Below are 18,683 nucleotides of genomic sequence, written 5' to 3'. Positions count from 1 at the left end.
GTCATGACACACGAAGCAGGCCACGCTCGGATCATCGGGAGCGATGAGTGGGGACCGGAACTCGACATCGTCCTGGGCGACGGGTCGTGTCGCGAGGTGGTCGGACCTCGCTCCGGGGCGAGCCTGCGCAGCCTGTACGCCATCGAGCTCGTCGAGGGTGCCTCGACGATCGCCATGCGCCACCAGGTGGAGGCGGTCTACTACGTGATCGACGGGAAGGCCTCGGTGGAATCGGCTGCCGCGAACGAACACCTCACACTCGAGCAGGGAGGGATGTTCCACGTCTCACCCGGCACCGACTACCGCATCGTGGCGTCCTCGGCCGTGTTCCTGATCGGCGGGCCGTCCCCGGTCGACCCGGACTTCGGCACGCCGGCCGATCAGGTCGACGCGGCGACCTCGGGCACCCCCGAGCTGCGCGGATTCCACCGCGACGAGCCCGGGCTCATGGTCCCCTTCATCTCCGCCGACGCGCGGCTCGTCGTCTGGTACGGCGCGCGGGCGGCGACTGCCAATATGAACTATGTCGTCCTCGAACCCGGTGAACGGAACACCGAACACGTGCATCGGTACTCCGAGGACACGATCTACATCGTCGAGGGCCGCGGCACGGCCGAGGACGTCACGAACGGCTCGAAGCTGCCCTTCGGCCCCGGCGATGTCGTCCACATCCCCGCCGGGGTCGTCCACGCGGTGGCCGCCGACCTGGGGGAGAGAGTGATCAGCGTCGGCGGGCCCTGCCCGGCGGATCTGGACATGTTGCGTGCCGTCGGCGTCGATGTCGACGGACTGACCGCGGAGCTCGAACTCTCATGACCGTCGTCGCCCTCGAACAGACAGCGCCCGTGCCGGGCCGCTGCGATGACAACATCGCAGACCTGATGGGCCGTGCGAGCACGGCGCTGCGCGAGGGCGCCGACATCGTGGTGTTCCCCGAGCTCGCCTCCAGCGGATATGTCGTCGACCGGGCCAGTGTGGAGGCCGGCGCCCAGGCGCTCGACGGTCCGCTGGTGAACGATCTGATGACGGTCTCGAGCGCCCACGGCGGGCTGGTCGCGGTCGGCTACTGCGAGAAGGACGGCGGCGAGTACTTCAACAGCGTCGTACTCGTCGGGCCGGACGGTCCGCTGCTCAACTACCGGAAGCTGCACCTCTTCGACGCGGAGAAGGAGGCCTTCACGGCGGGCGAGGAGCTGGAGGTGGTCGCTACGCCGCACGGCGTCCTGGGTATCTGCGTCTGCTACGACCTGCGTTTCGTCGAGACTCTGCGGCTGCTGTCGCTCAAGGGCGCGGACATCGTCCTGGCCCCGGCCGCTTGGGTCGGCGGATTCGATGCCGACGTGCCGGCGGAGGGCCTGGTCCAGCAGGCGGAGGCCGTGCTGGTCCAGGCCAACCTCGACCAGGTCGCGGTCGTGGCGGTCTCCCAGGCCGGGGAGCACCCCGGCCTTCGGACCCTGGGCGGGTCGGTGGCCGTGGACGCCCGCGGCCGCCTCCTGGCGGGTCCGCTGTCGAGGCGAGAAGCGGATCGCGGGCGCGCGGTCATCGACCTCGCGGAGGTGCGGGCGGCCCACGAGCGTTCAGCACGGATCCGGCCACGGGCCGACCGGAGAACCGATGTGTACGGCGTCTACGACGGCAAGGAGATCTGGTGAAACCCAGCGCATTCGAGTATGTCCGACCGACCGGCCTCGAGGAGGCGGTGGACGAGCTCGCGGTAGACCCTTACGAGAGCAAGGTGCTGTCCGGCGGACAGAGCCTCATTCCGATGATGAACTTCCGGCTGGCGCGTCCGGAGCGGCTGATCGACATCAACCGGGTTCCCGGCCTCGAGGGCATCGCGCCGGGAGACGAGCGCGTGACGATCGGAGCACGCACCCGCCACCTGACCGTCCAGAACACCCATCTCCCCGGGCCCCTGGGCTCCCTGCTGAGAACGGCCGCCGCGCAGGTCGGGCACCTGCCGATCCGTACGCGGGGCACCTTCGGCGGATCGATCGCGCACTGCGATGCGGCCTCCGAGTGGTGCCTGGTGGCGCGATTGCTCGACGCGGAGATGACGGTGCGCGGCTCGCGCGGGGAGCGCACGATCCCTGCCGCGGACTTCTTCCAGGCGATCTTCACGACCGCGATGGAGCCCGACGAGATCCTCACGTCGATCTCCCTGCCCGCACTCGATGACCACCACGTGACCGGTATCGCCGAGTTCGCACGACGGGCGGGGGACTTCGCGATCGTGGCCGCGACGGCTGCGGTGAAGGTGGAGGAGGGCGTGGTGACGGGGGCCCGCGTCTGCCTCGGCGGTGTCAGCGAGGTGCCGTGGCGCAGTGCGGCCGCTGAGACCGTCCTGCTGGGCAGCACATGGTCGGCGCAGACGGTGACCGAGGCCGCCGAGGCCGCCGCCGACGAGGTCGATCCGCCCGCCGACTCCCACGGAGACGCCGACTACCGGCGAGATCTCGTGCGGGCGTTGCTGCCGCGAGCGCTGAACGCCACAGGGGCAGCGTCATGACCGCGGACGAGCCACGCAGCTGGACGGGACGAGCACTGCCACGGCTGGAGGATCCCGCCATCCTGCGTGGCTGGGGGCGATATGTCGCCGACGTGGCCGCCGGCGATGACTGTCTGCACGCGCGGTTCGTGCGCAGTCCGCATGCCGCCGGGCGGATCCGGTCGATCAGCGCCCCCTCCCATGTCACGGTCCTGACCGCCGCCGATCTCGCGGGTCTCCGGCCGATCCGCGCCGTCCTCGACCGGCCCGACTATGTGACGGTCTCGACGCCGATCCTCGCCGATGAGGTGGTGCGCTTCGTCGGCGAACCCGTAGCGGTCGTGCTCGCGCCGAGCGAGGCCGAGGCTGAGGACGCGCTCGACGAGGTCGTGGTCGACATCGACCCGCTGCCGGCCGTGCTCGATGCCGACGACGCCAGGCGACCCGACGCACCCCTCGTCCACGACGCGGACTACCCCGGCGACCCGAACACCGTGGTCGACGGCCGCATCCATACGCCGGGTTTCGACGAGGCCGTCGCCGCGGCCGACCGCATCGTCGCCGTTCAGGTGGGCTCCTCCCGGCAGAGCGCGATGCCCCTCGAGGCCCGCGCGAGCCATGCGGCCTATGACCGCGCCAGCGGGCGCGTGACTCTGCACGCGACGTTGCAGATGCCGCACATGACCCGGACCGGCATCGCCGACTGCCTCGGCATCCCCGAGGACGATCTGCGGGTGATCTCGCCGGATGTCGGCGGCGGTTTCGGTGCCAAGATGACCCTCGCTCGCGAGGACGTCGTGGTCGTGCACCTGGCCCGGACGCTGCGCCGCAATATCGCGTGGATCGAGACGCGCGAGGAGAACTTCCTGGCGGCGTGGCACAGTCGCGAGCAGGTCTACGACATCGAAGGAGCCTTCACCGCCGACGGCGAGCTGCTGGCTCTGCGCGGTGACCTGGTCTGCGATGTCGGAGCGTACAGCTGTTATCCGGTGACCTTCGGGGTCGAGCCGCTGATGGCGATGGCTGAGCTGCCCGGCTGCTATCGGGTTCGCGAGTACTCGGTGCGTTCGCGCGGCATCCTCACCAACAAATGCCCGATCGCTCCTTACCGCGGTGTGTCCCGGCCGGTGCAGGTGCTGGCGATGGAGCGGCTCATGGATGTCGCCGCCGCCGAACTGGATCTCGATCCGGTGCAGATCCGCCGCAAGAACCTGGTCAGCGAGTTTCCCCACCGCACGCCGTCCGGTCTCGTGCTCGACGAAGCGTCCCACCTGGAAACGCTGCAGCTCGCAGCCGACATGGCCGATCTCGCGGCATTCCGGGACCGGCAGCGAGCCGCCCGCGCCGAAGGCCGCTATCTCGGGATCGGATTCTCGAGCTTCGCCGAGCGCACCGGCTACGGCACTCCGGCGTTCGCGGCCCGGTCCGTTCCGATGAGCCTGGGGCGCGAGGCCATCGCGACCATCACACCGGGTGCCGAACGCGTCATCTGCACGATGGACCCCTCCGGCGGGGTGACCGTGCGGATCGGCGCCTCTCCTCATGGACAGGGGCTGCGGACGACCCTCGCCCAGGTGGTCAGCGACGCCCTGGGCATCGAACCCTCCTCCGTGCGCGTGATCGATTCCGACACCGATGTCACGCCCTACGGCTGGGGGAGCTTCGCGAGCCGGGCCATGGTCATCGCCGGTGGCGCCACCTTGATCGCCGCCCGCGAGCTGGCCGAACGGCTCCGTGTGCTGGCGGCGCATCGGCTCGGCGGACTGCCCGATGACATCGACCTGGTGGGCGGACACGCGCGCCGCCGCGACACCGGCGAGGAGATCGCTCTGCGCGTCCTCGCCCGCGACACCTACCACAATTCCCAGCTCATCCCCGACAAAGGCGAGCCGGCGCTGGAGGCGGTGGGCGTCTACGACCCGGCCGGGACCTTCGCGAATGCCTGTCACGTCGCGGAGGTGGAGGTCGATCCGGACACCGGCCAGGTCCGGATCGACCGGTTCCTGGTCGCCGAGGACGCCGGCCGGCTGGTGAACCCCGCCGTCGTCGACGGGCAGATCCACGGTGGCATCGCCCAGGGCATCGCCAATGCGCTCTACGAGGAGCTCATCTACGACGACCGTGGCGTCCTCGTCACCACCTCGCTGATGGACTACCTGCCCCCGACGGTGGCCGAAATCCCCCCGATCCGGATCGCTCACCTCGAGACCATCTCTCCGGCCTCGATCACCGGGGCGAAGGGAGTCGGCGAGGGCGGGACGATCGGCGCGCCGGCGGCCGTCGCGAATGCCATCTCCGATGCGCTCTCTCCGCTGGGCATCGGAGTCTTCCACCTGCCCGCCACCCCACACCGATTGCGGACGGCGATCCGGGAAGCCAGCCGAACGAAGGAGGCCGCGTCATGACCCGATCCACGGTGCCTGTGCGCCTGTACGTCAATGGAGATCGTTACGACATCGAGGTCGAGCCACGGCGGACCCTGGCCGATGCGTTGCGGGAGGACTGCTCCCTGACCGGCACGCACCTCGGCTGCGAGCACGGTGTCTGCGGTGCGTGCACGGTGCTGCTCGACGGGCAGCCGGTCCGCGCCTGCCTGATGTTCGCGGTGCAGGCCGAAGGCGCCTCGGTGCGCACGGTCGAGGGGCTCGCTCCCGATGACGAGACCTTGCACCCGGTCCAGAAGGCCTTCTGGGAGCACCACGGCCTGCAGTGCGGGTTCTGCACGCCGGGCTTCCTCACCCTGGTGGCCGGGTACCTGGAGGAACATCCACAGGCCGAGGAGGACGAGCTCCGCGACGTGCTCTCCTCGAATCTCTGCCGCTGCACCGGGTATCAGAACATCGTCACCGCGACGATGGCCGCGGCAGAGGAGATGCGGGGGTGATCGGCGCACGAGCTCTCCGGATCGAGGACCGGGTCCTGTTACGCGGGGCCGGCCGGTTCGCCGCCGACACCCAGCGTGCCGGGGAGCTGCACATGCGGGTGGTGCGATCCCCGATCGCCCATGGCCGCATCGTGTCGATCGATGACACCGAGGCCCTGCGGCTCGACGGCGTGACAGCGGTGTGGACCTACGCGGACATCGCGGATCTCCCGGCGATCGGGTTCCGGTTGACCCCGCGCGAGGAGCTGCTGCCCTACCGTCAACCCGTGCTGGCACGCTCGATCGTGCGCTACGTGGGAGAGCCGGTCGCGGTCGTCTTCGCCGAGTCGTCGTATCTGGCCGAGGACGCGGCCGAGCTCGTCGACCTGGAGATCGAGCCGCTTCCGGCTCACCTGGACCCCGATGCCGAGCCGGTCGACTGGGTCGACGCCGAACAGGCGAGCTGGGCGGCGGGCCACGGGGAGAACCTCCCGGCGCAGGACTCCGAGGCGAGCGTCTTCACGATCGGCTATGGCGACGTGGATGCGGCCTTCTCGTCCGGTGAGGGCCGGGTCTTCACGATGGACGCGCGTATCGGACGTCACACCGGTGTGCCGATGGAGTGCCGGGGACTCGTGGCCGTCTACGACGAGGCGGAGGGACAGCTCATCGTCGACGGTGCCGCGAAGGTCCCGTTCTGGAATCGCGAGGCCATCGCTGCGATGAACGGTCTCACCCCGTCGCGGGTCGTGGTGCGCGAGACCCATGTCGGCGGCGGTTTCGGCCCGCGCGGGGAGCTCTACCCCGAGGACGTGCTGGTGACCGTGGCGGCGATGCGCCTGCGGGCGCCGATCAAGTGGATCGAGGACCGCCAAGAGCATCTGATGGCGACGAATCACTCACGCGGACAGCATCACCGGTTACGGGCCCTGGTCGACGACGATGGCTACATCCGCGCCCTCGACGCGAGCTTCACCCTCGATCAGGGCGCCTATGTGCGCACGCACGGGGCGACGGTCGCGTCCCTCACCGCCTCGATGCTGCCCGGTCCGTACGTCATCGACAACTTCCGGGTGACCGCACACGTGCGCCTGACCCACAAGACACCTGCCGGCACCTATCGTTCGCCGGGCCGCTACGAGGGCACCTTCGCTCGCGAACGACTCATCGACACCATCGCGCACGGTCTGGGCCTGTCCCGTGAGGAGGTGCGGCGCCGCAACTTCATCGGCCGTGAGCAGATGCCCTACGAGCGGCCGATCGAGGCGATGGGCACGCACATGGTCCACGACTCCGGCGACTACGCGCTGCTGTTCGACAAGGCGGCCGAGCGTTTCGGCTTCTCCACGATCCGCGAGACCGTGTCGCGCCGCAGGGCCGCCGGAGAACGGGTCGGATTCGGGTTCGGGTACTTCGTCGAGAAGAGCGGGATCGGTCCCTCGGAGGGCGCCCGTGTCGTCATCGACGACGCCGGCGGGGTGACGGTGATCTGCGGAGCCTCATCCGTGGGCCAGGGGGTCGACACCGTCCTCGCGCAGGTCGTCGCCGAGGTGCTCGATGTTCCCCACGACACGATCCGCGTGGTGCGCGGCCGCACCGATCAGTTCCAGTACGGGCGAGGGGCGTTCGCGACGCGGCTGGCGGTCATGGCGGGATCGGCCGCCCTGAACGCCGCGACGGCGCTACGCGACAAGGCCTTCCGGGTGGCGGCGGCCGAGCTCGCCGTCAGCGTCGAGCAACTGCGGATCCGCGGCGGGGTCGTCGAGGTCGAGGGCTCGGAACAGGGCCTGAGCCTGGGCCGGATCGCCGGACTCCTGGAGCCGCTGCGGGCCAACGACCTCAAAGAGGAGCCGGGGCTGTCGGCCGATGGATGGTTCCACACCGATCACATGACCTATCCCTACGGCCTGCACGCCGCTCTCGTCCGGATCGACGAGGCGACGGGACGGCTCGAGGTCGAGCGGTTCATGGTGGCCTACGACGTCGGCCGGGCCCTCAACCCCACGCTGGTCGAAGGACAGATCGCGGGCGGAGTCGCGCAGGGGCTCGGCGGAGCGCTGTACGAGGAGTTCCTGTACGCCCCCGACGGCACGCCGCTCTGCACCACCTTCATGGACTACCTCATCCCCACCTCGGCCGAGGTGCCCGATGTCGAGACGCTCGTGACCGAGGACGCCCCCAGCCCGCTCAACCCCCTCGGGGTCAAAGGCGCGGGGGAGGGCGGCACGACCGCCGTCGCCGCCGCGATCGCCTCGGCCGTCGACGATGCGCTGCAGCAGCCGGGCGCTATCGACGCCGTCCCCATCACGCCGGGAACGCTGCACCGGCTCCTGCACCAGACCACCACGCAACATCTCACCACCAAGGAGTAAGCACATGCGCATCGTCGACATGACCCATCCGTACAGCATCCACACGCCCGGCTGGGTCGGCTACGCGGGCAACAAGATGTACTACACGCAGAACCTGCAGACGAACCAGATCGTGTCGCAGCGCATCGAGTCCTCCCTGCACACCGGCACGCACCTCGACGGTCCGATGCACGGCACCGACGGCGGCCTGGACATGGCCTCGCTCCCGCTCGACAAGCTCATCCACCCCGGGGCGATCGTCGATGTCTCCGATGTCGTCAGCGACTGGGACCTGATCGAGCCCGAGCACATCACCCGCAATGTGGAGATCAAGAAGGGTGACATCCTGATCATCCACACGGGCTTCATCGACTACTACCAGGACATGCCGAAACAGGACCTGGTCCGCTACTTCACGATGCACCCCGGGGGCAGCGCCCGCCTGGCCGAGTGGATGGCCGACATGGAGATCCGCTGGTGGGGCATCGACGCCGGTTCAGGGGACCATCCGATGAACACGACCATCCGCAACATGCGCCCCGATCTGCTGGAGCAGTTCGAGAAGCACGTGGGGATGTCCTACAAGGAGTTCTTCGGCGAGTACACCTACACGCACCACATGTCGGGCCGCGAGATCACGTCCGACATCTTCCCGATGCACCACCTGGCCTTCCAGGACGGCTGCATCCATGCGGAGAACGTGGGCGGCGATCTCAAGAGCGTGCTCAACCAGCGCGCGATCATCGGAGCGTTCCCGTGGAAGATCGAGGGCGGTGAGGCCTGCCCGTGCCGCATCATGGCCTTCTTCGACTGCGGCGAGGACGAGGTCATCGAGGGTCTCGCCGGATTCGCCGGCAACTGAGACGGAGAGGAGGCACAGCCATGTTGTTGAAGAACGAGTTCACCATCGACGCGGGGGTGGAGGAGACGTGGGCGCTGCTCACCGATCTGGAACGCATCGCCCCCTGTATGCCGGGCGCGGTCCTGGACGGACGTGACGGCGAGGACTACCTCGGCGGCGTCAAGATCAAGGTGGGCCCGATCGGCGCCCACTTCAAGGGGACGGCTCGCTTCGCGGAGAAGGACGACGCCGCCAAGTCGGCCGTCATCGCTGCGGCGGGCAAGGATCCGAAGGGTCAGGCGGCGGCCAATGCCCGTATCGCGGCGCGGCTGGAGTCGGAGGGGGAGGCGCGGACCCGCGTCCTCATCGACACCGAGCTGGACATCTCCGGTCGGATGGCGCAGTTCGGGCGGGGCGCGATCGCCGATGTCAGCAACCGCCTCATCGGCCAGTTCACCGACAACCTGAGCCGTGAGCTCGCCGGTGGCGGAGCCGCGACCCGAGCCGAGGAGTCCACGGCTCGGCCCGGCGCGGGCCCGGCTCAGGCGAGTGCCGGCACGGGCGCGACCACGACCGAGAGCGCCGACGCCGGCCTGGACGCGATGTCGTTGCTGGTGCCGATGGTGAAGGAGCGGTACGGCCAGGCGATCGCCGGGGGCATCGCCGGCCTCGTGCTCGGTTGGCTGCTGTGGGGAAGGAAGACACGATGAGACTCAAGAAGCTGGTGCCCGGGGAGCTCGACGACGAGCAGCGGGCCGTCTACGACGCGATCGCCGGGGGCGACCGGGCCAAGGGCAAGCAACTCTTCCCGCTGGTCGACTCCGACGGCTCCTTGACGGGACCCTTCGGGGTCATGCTGCACGCCCCGAGGATCGGGGACCGGCTGCAGGCACTCGGGTCGGCGATCCGGTTCCAGACGAACCTCAGTGACAGGGTGCGCGAGATCGCCATCTTGCAGGTGGGACACGCGCTCGGGAGTCAATTCGAGTGGTGGGCGCACGAGCGTGTCGCGCGCTCGATCGGCGTCACCGATGAGGAGATCACGGCCATCTCGCTGGGCAGCTTCCAGGGCCGCGACGAGACCGAGCAGGCTAGCTACGAGGTGGTCGCGAATCTCCTGCAGTCGAGTGTGGTCACCGATGAGGAGTTCGAGCGGGCCTCGGCGATCCTCAGCGATCAAGAGCTGGTCGAGCTGTCCGTGCTGGTCGGGTACTACCGCACACTCGCGCAGACGATGACGCTCTTCGGCGTCGGCATCCCCGAGGAGTGACGTGACGATGGTGCAGGCGATGGCCGCGCGCGGTACCGGCGGCCCGGAGGTGCTCGGGCTCGTTGACGTCCCGTCGACGGCGATGGGGCCCACTGAGGTGCGAGTCGCGGTCCGGTTCAGCGGGGTGAACTTCTGGGACGTGATGCAACGTCGTGGAGTCGTGCCGCTTGGTCCGGGTTCCGTCCCCGGTGTGGAGGGCGTCGGCGAGGTGATCGAGGTCGGCCCCGAGGTGGACTCCTTGCGAGTCGGCGACCGGGTGGCCTGGAGCAAGGTCGCGGGCAGTTACGCGCAGCAGGTGGTGGGCGCGGCATGGATGTTCGTGCCGGTGCCGGCCGAGCTGGCCGATGAGGATGCTGCGCGGGTGCTCATGCAGGGTGTCACGGCGCAGTACCTCGCCGAGTCCACGTGGACATTGGAGACGGGCGACAGCGCGGTCGTGATGGCCGCGGCCGGCGGGGTCGGCACGCTGCTCACTCAGTTCCTGGGAGCGCGGGGCGTGCGCGTCGTGGGTGTGGTCTCCCGCGACGACAAGAAGGCTGCCGCCCTCGAGGCGGGGGCGGCGGATGTCGTGGTGGACTCCGAGCGATTCGTGGACGATCTCCGGTCGATCGTCCCCGACGGGGCGGGCGCGGTCTTCGATGCCAACGGAGGCGAGTCCGCGTTGCGGGGGCTCGAACTGTTGCGGACCCGGGGTGCGCTGGTGCTGTACGGCGCGGCCGGCGGGCCGGTGCCGCCACTGGATCTCGGACGGCTGGGCGATGGCTCACTCTATGTCACGCGTGCTGCGGGCCGGGATTATGCGCGCACGCCGGAGGAGTGGCGGAGCAGGGCCGATGATGTCCTGGCGCGTGCCGGGGAAGGGGCCCTGCGAGCCGTGGCCGGGGGTGTGTGGCCGCTGAGCGAGGCGGCCGAGGCGCACCGTCATCTGGAGAGCCGAGCCTCCGTCGGCAAGCTGCTGCTCGCCGTCTCCTGAGCCTCACCACCCGAGCTGACCCGAACCCGTTGAGTGTGAGGTGCCCCCACACTCAACGGGTTCGTCAGTCGATCGGGCCGGCGGTGAGCTGGGTGGTGGCGGTGTGGGAGGCTCCTGCCGCGTCGAGCCAGGTGATGTTCACGTCGTCCCCGGCCGCGTGAGCGGCGATCGCCGAGGACAGCTGCCGGGCGGTCGTGACGGTCTCACCGTCGATGCCGGTGATCGTGCTGCCCTGGGCGATGCCGAGATCGGCCGCGGGTGATCCCTCGATCGTTCCCGCGACGATCGGCACACCGCCGCGCTCGTCCAGCTGGAGTCCGAGGAAACCGGTCGAGCCGATGGTGATCGTGGCGCTCGTCTGGCCGGAGGTGATCTGGTCGGCGATATCGAGGGCCTGCTCGATCGGGATGGCGTAGCCGGTCACCTCGGGTGCGCCGTTCGAGGCCGCTGTGGTCATGCCGATCACGTCGCCGTCGGCATCGCGAAGCGCGCCTCCCGAGTCCCCGGCGACCACGTCGGCATCGACCTGGATCAAGCCCGAGAGCTGCCGGCCGGAGCCGGTCTGCTCGTCCTGCACCGTGATCGACTCGTCGAGCGCCGTGACCATCCCGCTCGCGGCACTCGCCGCTCCACCATCGCCATGCGCATTGCCGACCGTCACGATCTCGTCGCCCACGGCCACGGTGCCCGATCGATCGAGATCCGCCGTCGTCAGCCCGGATGCGTTCTGAAGCTGGAGGACCGCGACATCGTGGGTGGCGTCGTAGCCGACCACCTCGGCGCTGTACGTCTCACCGGTCGTGACGACCTGCACCCGGATGCTCGTCGCGCCCTCGACGACGTGGTGGTTGGTGAGGATCTCGCCGTCGGAGGTGAGCACCATGCCGGTGCCGGCTGCCTCCGCGCGCCCGTAGTCGACGGTGGTGGTGATGTAGACGAGACCCTGTTCCTGCGCTGTCGTGGCGTCGGCGGCGGAGCTGGTGGTCTCGTCGGCCCGGGACGGCGGTGGTGGGACGGCGACGACGATGGGCTGCTGCGCGGCGCTGACGGTGGCCGACTCGCTGTCGGCCGTGGCCGCGTAGGTCAGGCCGGCCACGCCCGCGGTGAGGGCGGCCAGGGCGCCGGCGAGGGCGAGTCGAGCGGATCGGTGAGTGTTCATGACGCCTCCTGAGCGGTTGTCTTCGAGTGAAGTCCCGCTCGCTGTGCGTTTGTTGTGGAAGGGCGATGAGAATCAGAAGAGTCCTGACGATCACCCGCCGCGTGGGTGATCATGGCCGGTCCGGTAAGGTACCTCGCGGTGGCGTGTCCGAGCGGCCGAAGGTGCATCACTCGAAATGATGTGTGGGGTCAAACCCACCGTGGGTTCAAATCCCACCGCCACCGCCATTGTGATGTCTCAGGACATCGGAGACCTCCGAACCCTCAGGATTCGGAGGTCTCCTTATTTTCGGGCGGTGCACCACTCGTTGATCTCCGTCGAGGGCGACTCGACCATCACGAGGGGCCGCCGAGCGGGCCTGATCCGAGCGGAGGGAGGTACCGGCAGAGACTCCTTCCCAGCACGCCGCCGGACTACCGTGGGGCCATGGACCATCGCGCCGATGTTCGCGAATTCCTCATCTCGCGCCGCGCACGGGTCACGCCCGATCAGGTGGGTCTGCCCCGGGGCGGTCGCCGCCGCGTGGCCGGACTGCGCCGCAGTGAGGTGGCGACCCTCGCCGGTGTGAGCGTCGAGTACTACACCAAGCTCGAGCGCGGTGCGATCTCGGGCGCCTCCCCCGAGGTCCTCGATGCCCTGGCCGCAGCGCTGCGGCTCGACGATGCCGAGCGCGCCCATCTGTTCAACCTGGCGCAGGCCGCCAGCCCGGTGGCCCGGCCGCGGCGGCGCACGTCCCGAGGCTGGTCGCCGCATCGGAGTCTGCAGTGGGCGCTCGACGCGGTGACGGCGGGCCCGGCCTTCGTCCGCAACGGCCGCATGGACCTGCTCGCCGTGAACCCCTTGGCCCGTGCCTTCTACGCCGAGCTGTACGACATGCCGGGACAGCCGCCCAATATCGCCCGGCACACCTTCCTCGACGACCGTGCCCGAGCCTTCTATCCCGACTGGGACGCCTTCGCCGACATCACCGTCGCCATCCTGCGTACCGAGGCCGCCCGCGATCCGCACGACAAGGAGCTCCACGACCTCGTCGGCGAGCTGTCCACTCGCAGCGACGAGTTCCGCCGGCGGTGGGGCGCCCACGACGTGCGGCACCACGGCAGCGGCTTCAAGACCTTCCACCACCCGGTCGTCGGGGAGATGACCCTCGCCTACGAGGGCATGGAGATGGAGGCCGAGCGCGGTCTCACGTGGACGATCTACGCCGCCGAGCCCGGGTCGTCGTCCGAGGACGCGATGAGGATGCTCGCGTCCTGGGCGGCCGGCTCTCCGGAGGCGGGGGTGGCCGAGGTGCCTGGCGAGGGGACCTCCGAGCGCTGACGCTCCTCGTCGGGAGGCCCCTTGGAGGGAGGTACCGAGAGGGACTCCCAGGTCGTCCTCTCGCGACCTACCGTGGAGGACAGGACCGCCGGACCCGCCCTGGCCTCGAAGGAGAGCATGAACACCGACGACTTCATCGACGAGATGACGGCCGGGACGCCCGCGCGTCCCGGCACCGAGCTGGCGCGGACGATGGACGACCTCGCGAACGAGGCCATCGAGCTGTGCATGGAGCTCAACACCCGCTACACCACCCCCGAGGAGCGGGTCGAGATCATGTCGCGCATCACCGGGCGCGAGGTTCCCGACTCCTTCCGCGTGTTCCCGCCGTTCACCACGGACTGCGGCAAGAATCTGCGGGTCGGCGAGCGGGTGTTCATCAACAGCGGGTGCCGGTTCCAGGACCAGGGCGGCATCACCATCGGTGACGACGCCCTCATCGGCCACAATGCCGTGATCGCCACCCTGAACCACGACCTCGATCCCGCACTGCGCGCCACGACCGTGCCGAAACCGGTCGTCATCGGTGCCCGCGCGTGGGTCGGGGCGAATGCCACCATCCTTCCCGGAGTCACCGTCGGCGACGGAGCCGTGGTCGCCGCCGGGGCGGTCGTCACCCAGGACGTGCCGGCGAACACCATCGTGGGCGGTGTGCCCGCCCGGGTGATCCGTGAGATCGAGAACGGAGCGAACGTATGAGCATCCTGAACGAGACGTACACCCTGTCCAACGGCGTGATGATCCCCAAGCTGGGATTGGGCACGTGGTTCGTCGACGACGACAAGGTGGCGGAGGCCGTGCGCGCGGCGGTCGAGATCGGCTACCGCAATATCGACACCGCCCAGGCCTACGGCAATGAGCGCGGGGTCGGCGAAGGCGTCCGCACCAGCGGTATCGCTCGCGAGGAGCTCTTCGTGTCGACCAAGCTGGCCGCCGAGATCAAGGACTACGACGCCGCGGTCGCGGCGATCGACGAGTCGCTCGCGAAGCTCGACATCGGGTACATCGACCTGATGCTGATCCACGCGCCGCAGCCCTGGGACGACTTCCGCGGCGGTGATTACACCGACGGCAACCGCCAGGCCTGGCGTGCGCTCGAAGAGGCCTACCGGGCGGGCAAGCTCCGATCGATCGGCGTCTCCAACTTCGTGGTCGAGGACCTGGAGAACATCCTCGACCACGGCACCGTGACACCGCATGTCAACCAGATCCTCGTCCACGCCGGCAACACGCCGACCGAGCTCATCGACTACTGCCAGGGCAAGGACGTCCTCGTGCAGGCCTACTCGCCCATCGCGCACGGCGCGATCCTCGACAACGGGACCCTCGCCGCGATCGCCGCACGATACGGCGTGAGCGTCCCCCAGCTCTGCATCCGCTACACGCTGCAGCTGGGCACCGTTTCGCTGCCGAAGACCGCCAACCCCGACCACCTGCGCGCCAACGCCGAGGTCGACTTCGTCATCTCCGATGAGGACATGGACACGCTCCGGCCCCTCGACGAGACGGACTACGGCGAGCACGCCGCCTTCCCCGTCTACAGCGGACGGTGACCCCGGTGGCGGAAGCCGCCACAAGTGAGAGGACCATCGCCATGACCACCATCGCCATCGTCGGTGCCGGGCCGGGTCTGGGCGCCGCCGTCGCGCGCCGCTTCGGCCGTGAGGGATTCCGGGCCGCGTTGATCTCGCGCACGCAGGCCCATGTCGACCGGCTCGCCGAGGAGCTCGCGGTCGACGGCGTCACCGCCCGCGGCTATGCCGCCGACGTGCGGGATCCCGAGGCGCTGACCACCGCGCTGGCGGCCGCCGCCGATGACCTCGGCCCGGTCTCCGTCCTGCAGTACAGTCCGGTGCCTCGCAAGGAGTTCCTCAAGCCGGTCGCCGAGACCACCACGGCGGATCTGCGGGCCGCGACCGAGTTCTCGATCCTCGGGGCGGCCACGGCCGTGCGCCAGGTGCTGCCGGGCATGCGCGAACTCGGCGGTGGCACGATCCTCCTGCCCAATGGCTCCAGCGCGGCGACCCCGAATGCCGCGGTCGCCGGTACGTCGGTCGCGTTCGCGGGGGAGTCGGCCTACGGGCGGATGCTGCACGATGCTCTCGCCGCCGAGGGCATCGGCGTCGCGCAGCTCATCATCCCCGGCGCGATCGGGGGCGGGGACCGGCTCTACGAGCCCGATGCTCTCGCTGAGCGCCTGTGGCAGCTCCATGCCGAACCTGGCACGTTTCGCGTCACCGTCGGGGAGGGCCCGGCGTGACACCCCGCCGCGGCGCGGCTCGCCGAGCCGGGACCGCGGTGTTCGTGCTGCTGCTCTGCTGCGCGGTGTCCACCGCGTGCGGAGCGACCGAGGAGAACGACGAGAGCGAGCCGACGACCACCGAGCCGGCATCCCCGTCGTCCTCGACTCCCGATCCCGAACCGACAGGAGACGACATGGGAGAGACCCCGATCCAGGTCGTGATCGGCGACCGGACGCTGTCGGCGACGGTTCACGACAATCCCGCGGGGCGTGCCCTGCTCGATCAGCTGCCGCTCACCCTCGACTTCGCCGACTACGGCGGTCAGGAGGTTCTGGCCACCCTGCCCGAGTCCCTGCCCATGGACGGCATGCCGGCCGGCGAGAGCGCCCCGGCGGGCACCATCGGCTACTACGCGCCCGATGGTGTCGTCGTCCTCTATTACACCGATGTGCCGCGCTATACCGGGATCGTGCGCCTCGGCCGGCTCGATGGCGACCCCTCGCACCTGCGGGGCTGGAGCGAGCCGCGGCCGGTCACCCTCGAGCGCGCCGGCTGACATCGCGTCCGGCTAGGGCCGCTCCCGAACCGTCATCGGGAGTCGTCGTCGCCCAGGACGCGGTCGATGGCCTCGCCGACCACATCGTTCTCGGCCAGCAGCAGTGCGCGCTCCGTCGGCAGCAGAGCGACGGCGATCACCAGCAGGACGGGCCCCGCCACCCGCAGTCCCGTCAGCAGCGGATCGGGCCAGGCGGCTCCCATGACCTGGAACACCGGCAGCAGGCCCACGAACACCACCACCGCGATGAGAGCGAGTGCCAGGGTCAGGTTCAGCCAGAGGGGGAGCCGCCACGTCCACAGCAGGAGCAGGCAGATGCCGATGATCGTGGTCGGCACGGCGATCGCCGCCCACGAGAGCTGCGAGACGGTCGAGGCGTCGTAGGTGCCAGGGTCCAGCAGGCTGAGCACCCACACGCCGGCCAGGATGAACACGATGAAGGCGGCGACCATGAGGGCGACGCACACTCGCATCGCCATGGGTCCCGGCGGGCCCGAGAACTCGTGCTTGCCGAGGGAGATGAGCGTCCACACGGTCCCCGCCAGCGGCACCAGGAGCAGGAGCGTCGGCCCCAGGAAGGCCGACTGCCACCCGGCGTCGCCGTCCTCCAGCCGGGCGAGCACGGCGATGAGCACCATCAGCCCAAGGATCGTCGCGAGCTCGACCGCCAGCAGCCGGGCGAAGACCCCGGCGACCTCGCCGAGCGGCGCCCGCCGGCCACGATCAGCCCGCAGCTCCGCCTCGCGCGCGGTCAGATACTCCTGCCTCCCGCGTGCGTCGAAGAACCTCTCCGGCTTCTCGGCCACCTGGAACCCCCTCGGTCGGAACGGTCACCAGGCTACGGTGTCGTCGGCAATGACGAAGGCCCGGACCGCGGGTGCGATCCGGGCCTCGTGAAGGAGGAGATCAGGCGACGGTGCCCGTGCCCTCGGCCTCGATCTTGTCGTCGTGGATCAGGTCGCCGTTCTCGTCGACCGGCGTGATCGTGACGTCGAAGGTGATTGGCGAGTCGGCCTGGTAGTGGAAGTTCTCGCCGAAGGAGTAGCTCTCACCGGTGCCGAGCGTGTAGACCGTCGGATCGGCGATCTCGTCGATCGGGCTGGTGACGATGCCCATCTCCTCGGCCAGCGCCGAGTCGGTGATGCCGCCCATGCCCTGCATGTACTCCCAGTCGTCGTAGCGTGCGGAGACGTCCACGAGGCTGGAGCCCAGGTCGATCGGGTCGCCGTTGTTGGTGACCACGTAGTTCAGGAAGACGAGGTCGTCGCCCTCGGCGATCAGCGGCTCGTTGGTGTCGGGGTCGACCCAGTTGCCGTCCTTGGGAGCCGGTGCGGTGCCCATCTGGTACACCTCGACCGTGACGTCACCGGCCTCGATGGTGGAGATCAGCTCGCCACCGTCGGTGGGCTCGGCGGCCCAGGACGGGGTTCCCTCAGCGGCCGGGGCGGCCTCGGTCTCTTCGGTCTCCTCGGCCGGGGTGGTCTCGGAGCTCTCGGGCTCGTCGGCATCGTCGCTGCCGCAGGCAGCCAGGCCGAAGGTCGCGAGCACGGTAGCGGCGGCGGCTCCAGCGAGGCGCTGGTGTCGTTTCATGGGGGGTTTCCCTCCAAAGTCGTTTGTGGTACAAGCGGAGTCTATCGTCACCTTCGGATGGTGTGCTCAGCGACCCGTGTGGGACTCGTCACCGCCGGGTCGTCAACGACCCTGCAAGCGGGAGGTGAGCCGTCCGGCGGCCCCGCGCACGGCTTCGAGGATCGCCTCGGACCGTTCGCCGCGAATCCGGTCCACGGTCCCGCCCAGGCTGATCGTCCCGATACACGTGCCATCGGGGCCGAAGATCGGAGCTGCGACGGCCGCCACATTGCCGAGGAAGTCGCCCTCGCTCACTGCGTACCCCTGGTCGCGGACGCGTGCCACGAGCGCCCGCAGGTCTTCGGCCTCGGTCACCGTGCCGGGCGTGAACGGTTCCCGGTCGTGATGGGCGAGCTCCTCCTCCAGCAGCCCCGGCACGAAGGCGAGCATCGTCACCGGTCCGGCGGCCGCGTGCAGCGGCAGGCTGGAGCCGATCGCCACGGCGTTGACGGTGACCGGGGAATCACCGGTCACCGCATCGATGCAGACGGCATGCCGGCCGCTGGGCACCATCAGATAGGCGGTGTCGCCGAAGTCCTCGGCGAGCTCGCGCAGCAGCGGCTTGGCCTCCGCCGGAAGCGTCGTGGACGCCAGGGCCACCGACCCGATCTGGAACACCCGCATCGTCGGCCGGTAGGAGTTGCCGTCCCCCCGGGCGAGCCATCCGGCCATCACCAGCGTGTTGAGAAGACGGTAGACCGTCGTCTTGTTCATCCCCGACCGCTCGGCGATCTCCGCCAGCGTCAGGTCAGGGCGCTGGTGGTCGAAGTAGGCCATCAGCCGGCAGGCCTTCAGCACCGATCCGACGTAGTTGCGTTGATCGATGCCGTCGGTCGCATCGGGTTCCGAGGTCACGGGCACCCCTCTCTGTGCGCGGACTGCATGCTGTGGGCACAGAGTAGCGGGGGGGGGGGGGCGGGCCGCCCCCCCCCCCCCCGCAGCCGTCACATGGGCAACGCGGACGTACCGGGCTCACCCAACGGGGGGCCC

Annotated in this window: 19 protein-coding genes and 1 tRNA gene; 16 read left to right on the top strand and 4 right to left on the bottom strand. The window is 69.6% G+C overall.

All coding sequences use genetic code 11. The annotated features are described in order from the left end of the window. The first annotated feature begins 3 nt into the window (after positions 1–3). The 10 genes from JL108_RS09575 to JL108_RS09530 are packed head-to-tail and all read left to right on the top strand — an operon-like array spanning position 4 to position 10,786. Entirely contained in the window at positions 4–816 is an 813-nt protein-coding gene (locus JL108_RS09575) for a cupin domain-containing protein (protein WP_143912833.1), read from the top strand. Further along, positions 813–1,652 (top strand): carbon-nitrogen hydrolase family protein, encoded by an 840-nt coding sequence (locus JL108_RS09570; RefSeq protein WP_205198085.1) that lies wholly within the window; start codon positions 813–815, stop codon positions 1,650–1,652. The genes JL108_RS09575 and JL108_RS09570 overlap by 4 nt, the downstream gene beginning before the upstream one ends. Then, positions 1,649–2,509: a xanthine dehydrogenase family protein subunit M gene (locus JL108_RS09565; RefSeq protein ID WP_205198084.1), complete on the top strand. Its 861-nt coding sequence runs from the start codon at positions 1,649–1,651 to the stop codon at positions 2,507–2,509. Before JL108_RS09570 ends, JL108_RS09565 begins: the two co-directional genes overlap by 4 nt. Then, positions 2,506–4,893: a xanthine dehydrogenase family protein molybdopterin-binding subunit gene (locus JL108_RS09560; protein ID WP_205198083.1), complete on the top strand. Its 2,388-nt coding sequence runs from the start codon at positions 2,506–2,508 to the stop codon at positions 4,891–4,893. Before JL108_RS09565 ends, JL108_RS09560 begins: the two co-directional genes overlap by 4 nt. Next, the gene (locus JL108_RS09555) at positions 4,890–5,372 is read left to right on the top strand and encodes a (2Fe-2S)-binding protein (RefSeq protein ID WP_143912829.1); all 483 of its coding nucleotides are present in this window, start codon (positions 4,890–4,892) and stop codon (positions 5,370–5,372) included. Before JL108_RS09560 ends, JL108_RS09555 begins: the two co-directional genes overlap by 4 nt. Beyond that, positions 5,369–7,723, top strand: a complete 2,355-nt coding sequence (locus JL108_RS09550) for a xanthine dehydrogenase family protein molybdopterin-binding subunit (protein ID WP_205198082.1) — start codon at positions 5,369–5,371, stop codon at positions 7,721–7,723. Before JL108_RS09555 ends, JL108_RS09550 begins: the two co-directional genes overlap by 4 nt. A 4-nt stretch (positions 7,724–7,727) precedes the next feature. Beyond that, the gene (locus JL108_RS09545; protein WP_205198081.1) at positions 7,728–8,564 is read left to right on the top strand and encodes a cyclase family protein; all 837 of its coding nucleotides are present in this window, start codon (positions 7,728–7,730) and stop codon (positions 8,562–8,564) included. A gap of 20 nt (positions 8,565–8,584) precedes the next feature. Continuing rightward, complete coding sequence (locus tag JL108_RS09540; RefSeq protein ID WP_205198080.1) at positions 8,585–9,253, top strand: SRPBCC family protein; 669 nt, start codon at positions 8,585–8,587, stop codon at positions 9,251–9,253. Then, positions 9,250–9,813, top strand: coding sequence for a carboxymuconolactone decarboxylase family protein (locus JL108_RS09535; protein WP_143912825.1), 564 nt, complete (start codon positions 9,250–9,252; stop codon positions 9,811–9,813). The genes JL108_RS09540 and JL108_RS09535 overlap by 4 nt, the downstream gene beginning before the upstream one ends. A gap of 7 nt (positions 9,814–9,820) precedes the next feature. Beyond that, positions 9,821–10,786, top strand: coding sequence for a zinc-binding dehydrogenase (locus JL108_RS09530; protein ID WP_240190884.1), 966 nt, complete (start codon positions 9,821–9,823; stop codon positions 10,784–10,786). Between the two features lie 64 nt (positions 10,787–10,850). On the opposite strand, the gene JL108_RS09525 is transcribed toward JL108_RS09530, so the two are convergent. After that, positions 10,851–11,945, bottom strand: a complete 1,095-nt coding sequence (locus tag JL108_RS09525; protein WP_205198078.1) for a S1C family serine protease — start codon at positions 11,943–11,945, stop codon at positions 10,851–10,853. A 137-nt stretch (positions 11,946–12,082) separates the two neighbouring features. Here JL108_RS09525 and JL108_RS09520 point away from each other — a divergent pair. The 6 genes from JL108_RS09520 (at position 12,083) to JL108_RS09495 (ending at position 16,064) form a co-directional block, all read left to right on the top strand. Beyond that, positions 12,083–12,172: transfer RNA gene (locus JL108_RS09520), tRNA-Ser, on the top strand. A gap of 199 nt (positions 12,173–12,371) precedes the next feature. Beyond that, positions 12,372–13,265, top strand: coding sequence for a helix-turn-helix domain-containing protein (locus JL108_RS09515; protein ID WP_205198077.1), 894 nt, complete (start codon positions 12,372–12,374; stop codon positions 13,263–13,265). Positions 13,266–13,382: 117 nt separating this feature from the next. Then, positions 13,383–13,964 (top strand): DapH/DapD/GlmU-related protein, encoded by a 582-nt coding sequence (locus JL108_RS09510; protein ID WP_205198076.1) that lies wholly within the window; start codon positions 13,383–13,385, stop codon positions 13,962–13,964. Further along, positions 13,961–14,818 carry an aldo/keto reductase gene (locus JL108_RS09505; RefSeq protein WP_205198075.1) on the top strand — a complete coding sequence of 286 codons (858 nt, stop codon included), beginning with the start codon at positions 13,961–13,963 and terminating at the stop codon, positions 14,816–14,818. Before JL108_RS09510 ends, JL108_RS09505 begins: the two co-directional genes overlap by 4 nt. Positions 14,819–14,859: 41 nt before the next feature. After that, positions 14,860–15,525, top strand: a complete 666-nt coding sequence (locus JL108_RS09500; protein WP_205198074.1) for an SDR family NAD(P)-dependent oxidoreductase — start codon at positions 14,860–14,862, stop codon at positions 15,523–15,525. Beyond that, on the top strand, positions 15,522–16,064 hold the full coding sequence (locus tag JL108_RS09495; RefSeq protein ID WP_205198073.1) for a cyclophilin-like fold protein: 543 nt from the start codon (positions 15,522–15,524) through the stop codon (positions 16,062–16,064). The genes JL108_RS09500 and JL108_RS09495 overlap by 4 nt, the downstream gene beginning before the upstream one ends. Positions 16,065–16,096: 32 nt before the next feature. Here the strand turns inward: JL108_RS09495 and JL108_RS09490 are convergent, their stop codons facing one another. The 3 genes from JL108_RS09490 to JL108_RS09480 all read right to left on the bottom strand — a co-directional run bounded on the left by JL108_RS09490 (position 16,097) and on the right by JL108_RS09480 (position 18,548). Continuing rightward, entirely contained in the window at positions 16,097–16,870 is a 774-nt protein-coding gene (locus JL108_RS09490; RefSeq protein WP_205198072.1) for a hypothetical protein, read from the bottom strand. A gap of 100 nt (positions 16,871–16,970) precedes the next feature. After that, entirely contained in the window at positions 16,971–17,654 is a 684-nt protein-coding gene (locus JL108_RS09485) for a hypothetical protein (protein ID WP_205198071.1), read from the bottom strand. 102 nt (positions 17,655–17,756) lie between these two features. After that, complete coding sequence (locus JL108_RS09480) at positions 17,757–18,548, bottom strand: IclR family transcriptional regulator (RefSeq protein WP_205198070.1); 792 nt, start codon at positions 18,546–18,548, stop codon at positions 17,757–17,759. Positions 18,549–18,683 lie beyond the last annotated feature (135 nt).

It is taken from the genome of Aeromicrobium sp. YIM 150415 (assembly GCF_016918125.1).
Taxonomy (GTDB): domain Bacteria; phylum Actinomycetota; class Actinomycetes; order Propionibacteriales; family Nocardioidaceae; genus Aeromicrobium; species Aeromicrobium piscarium.
This window is presented reverse-complemented; position numbering and strand designations above follow the sequence as displayed.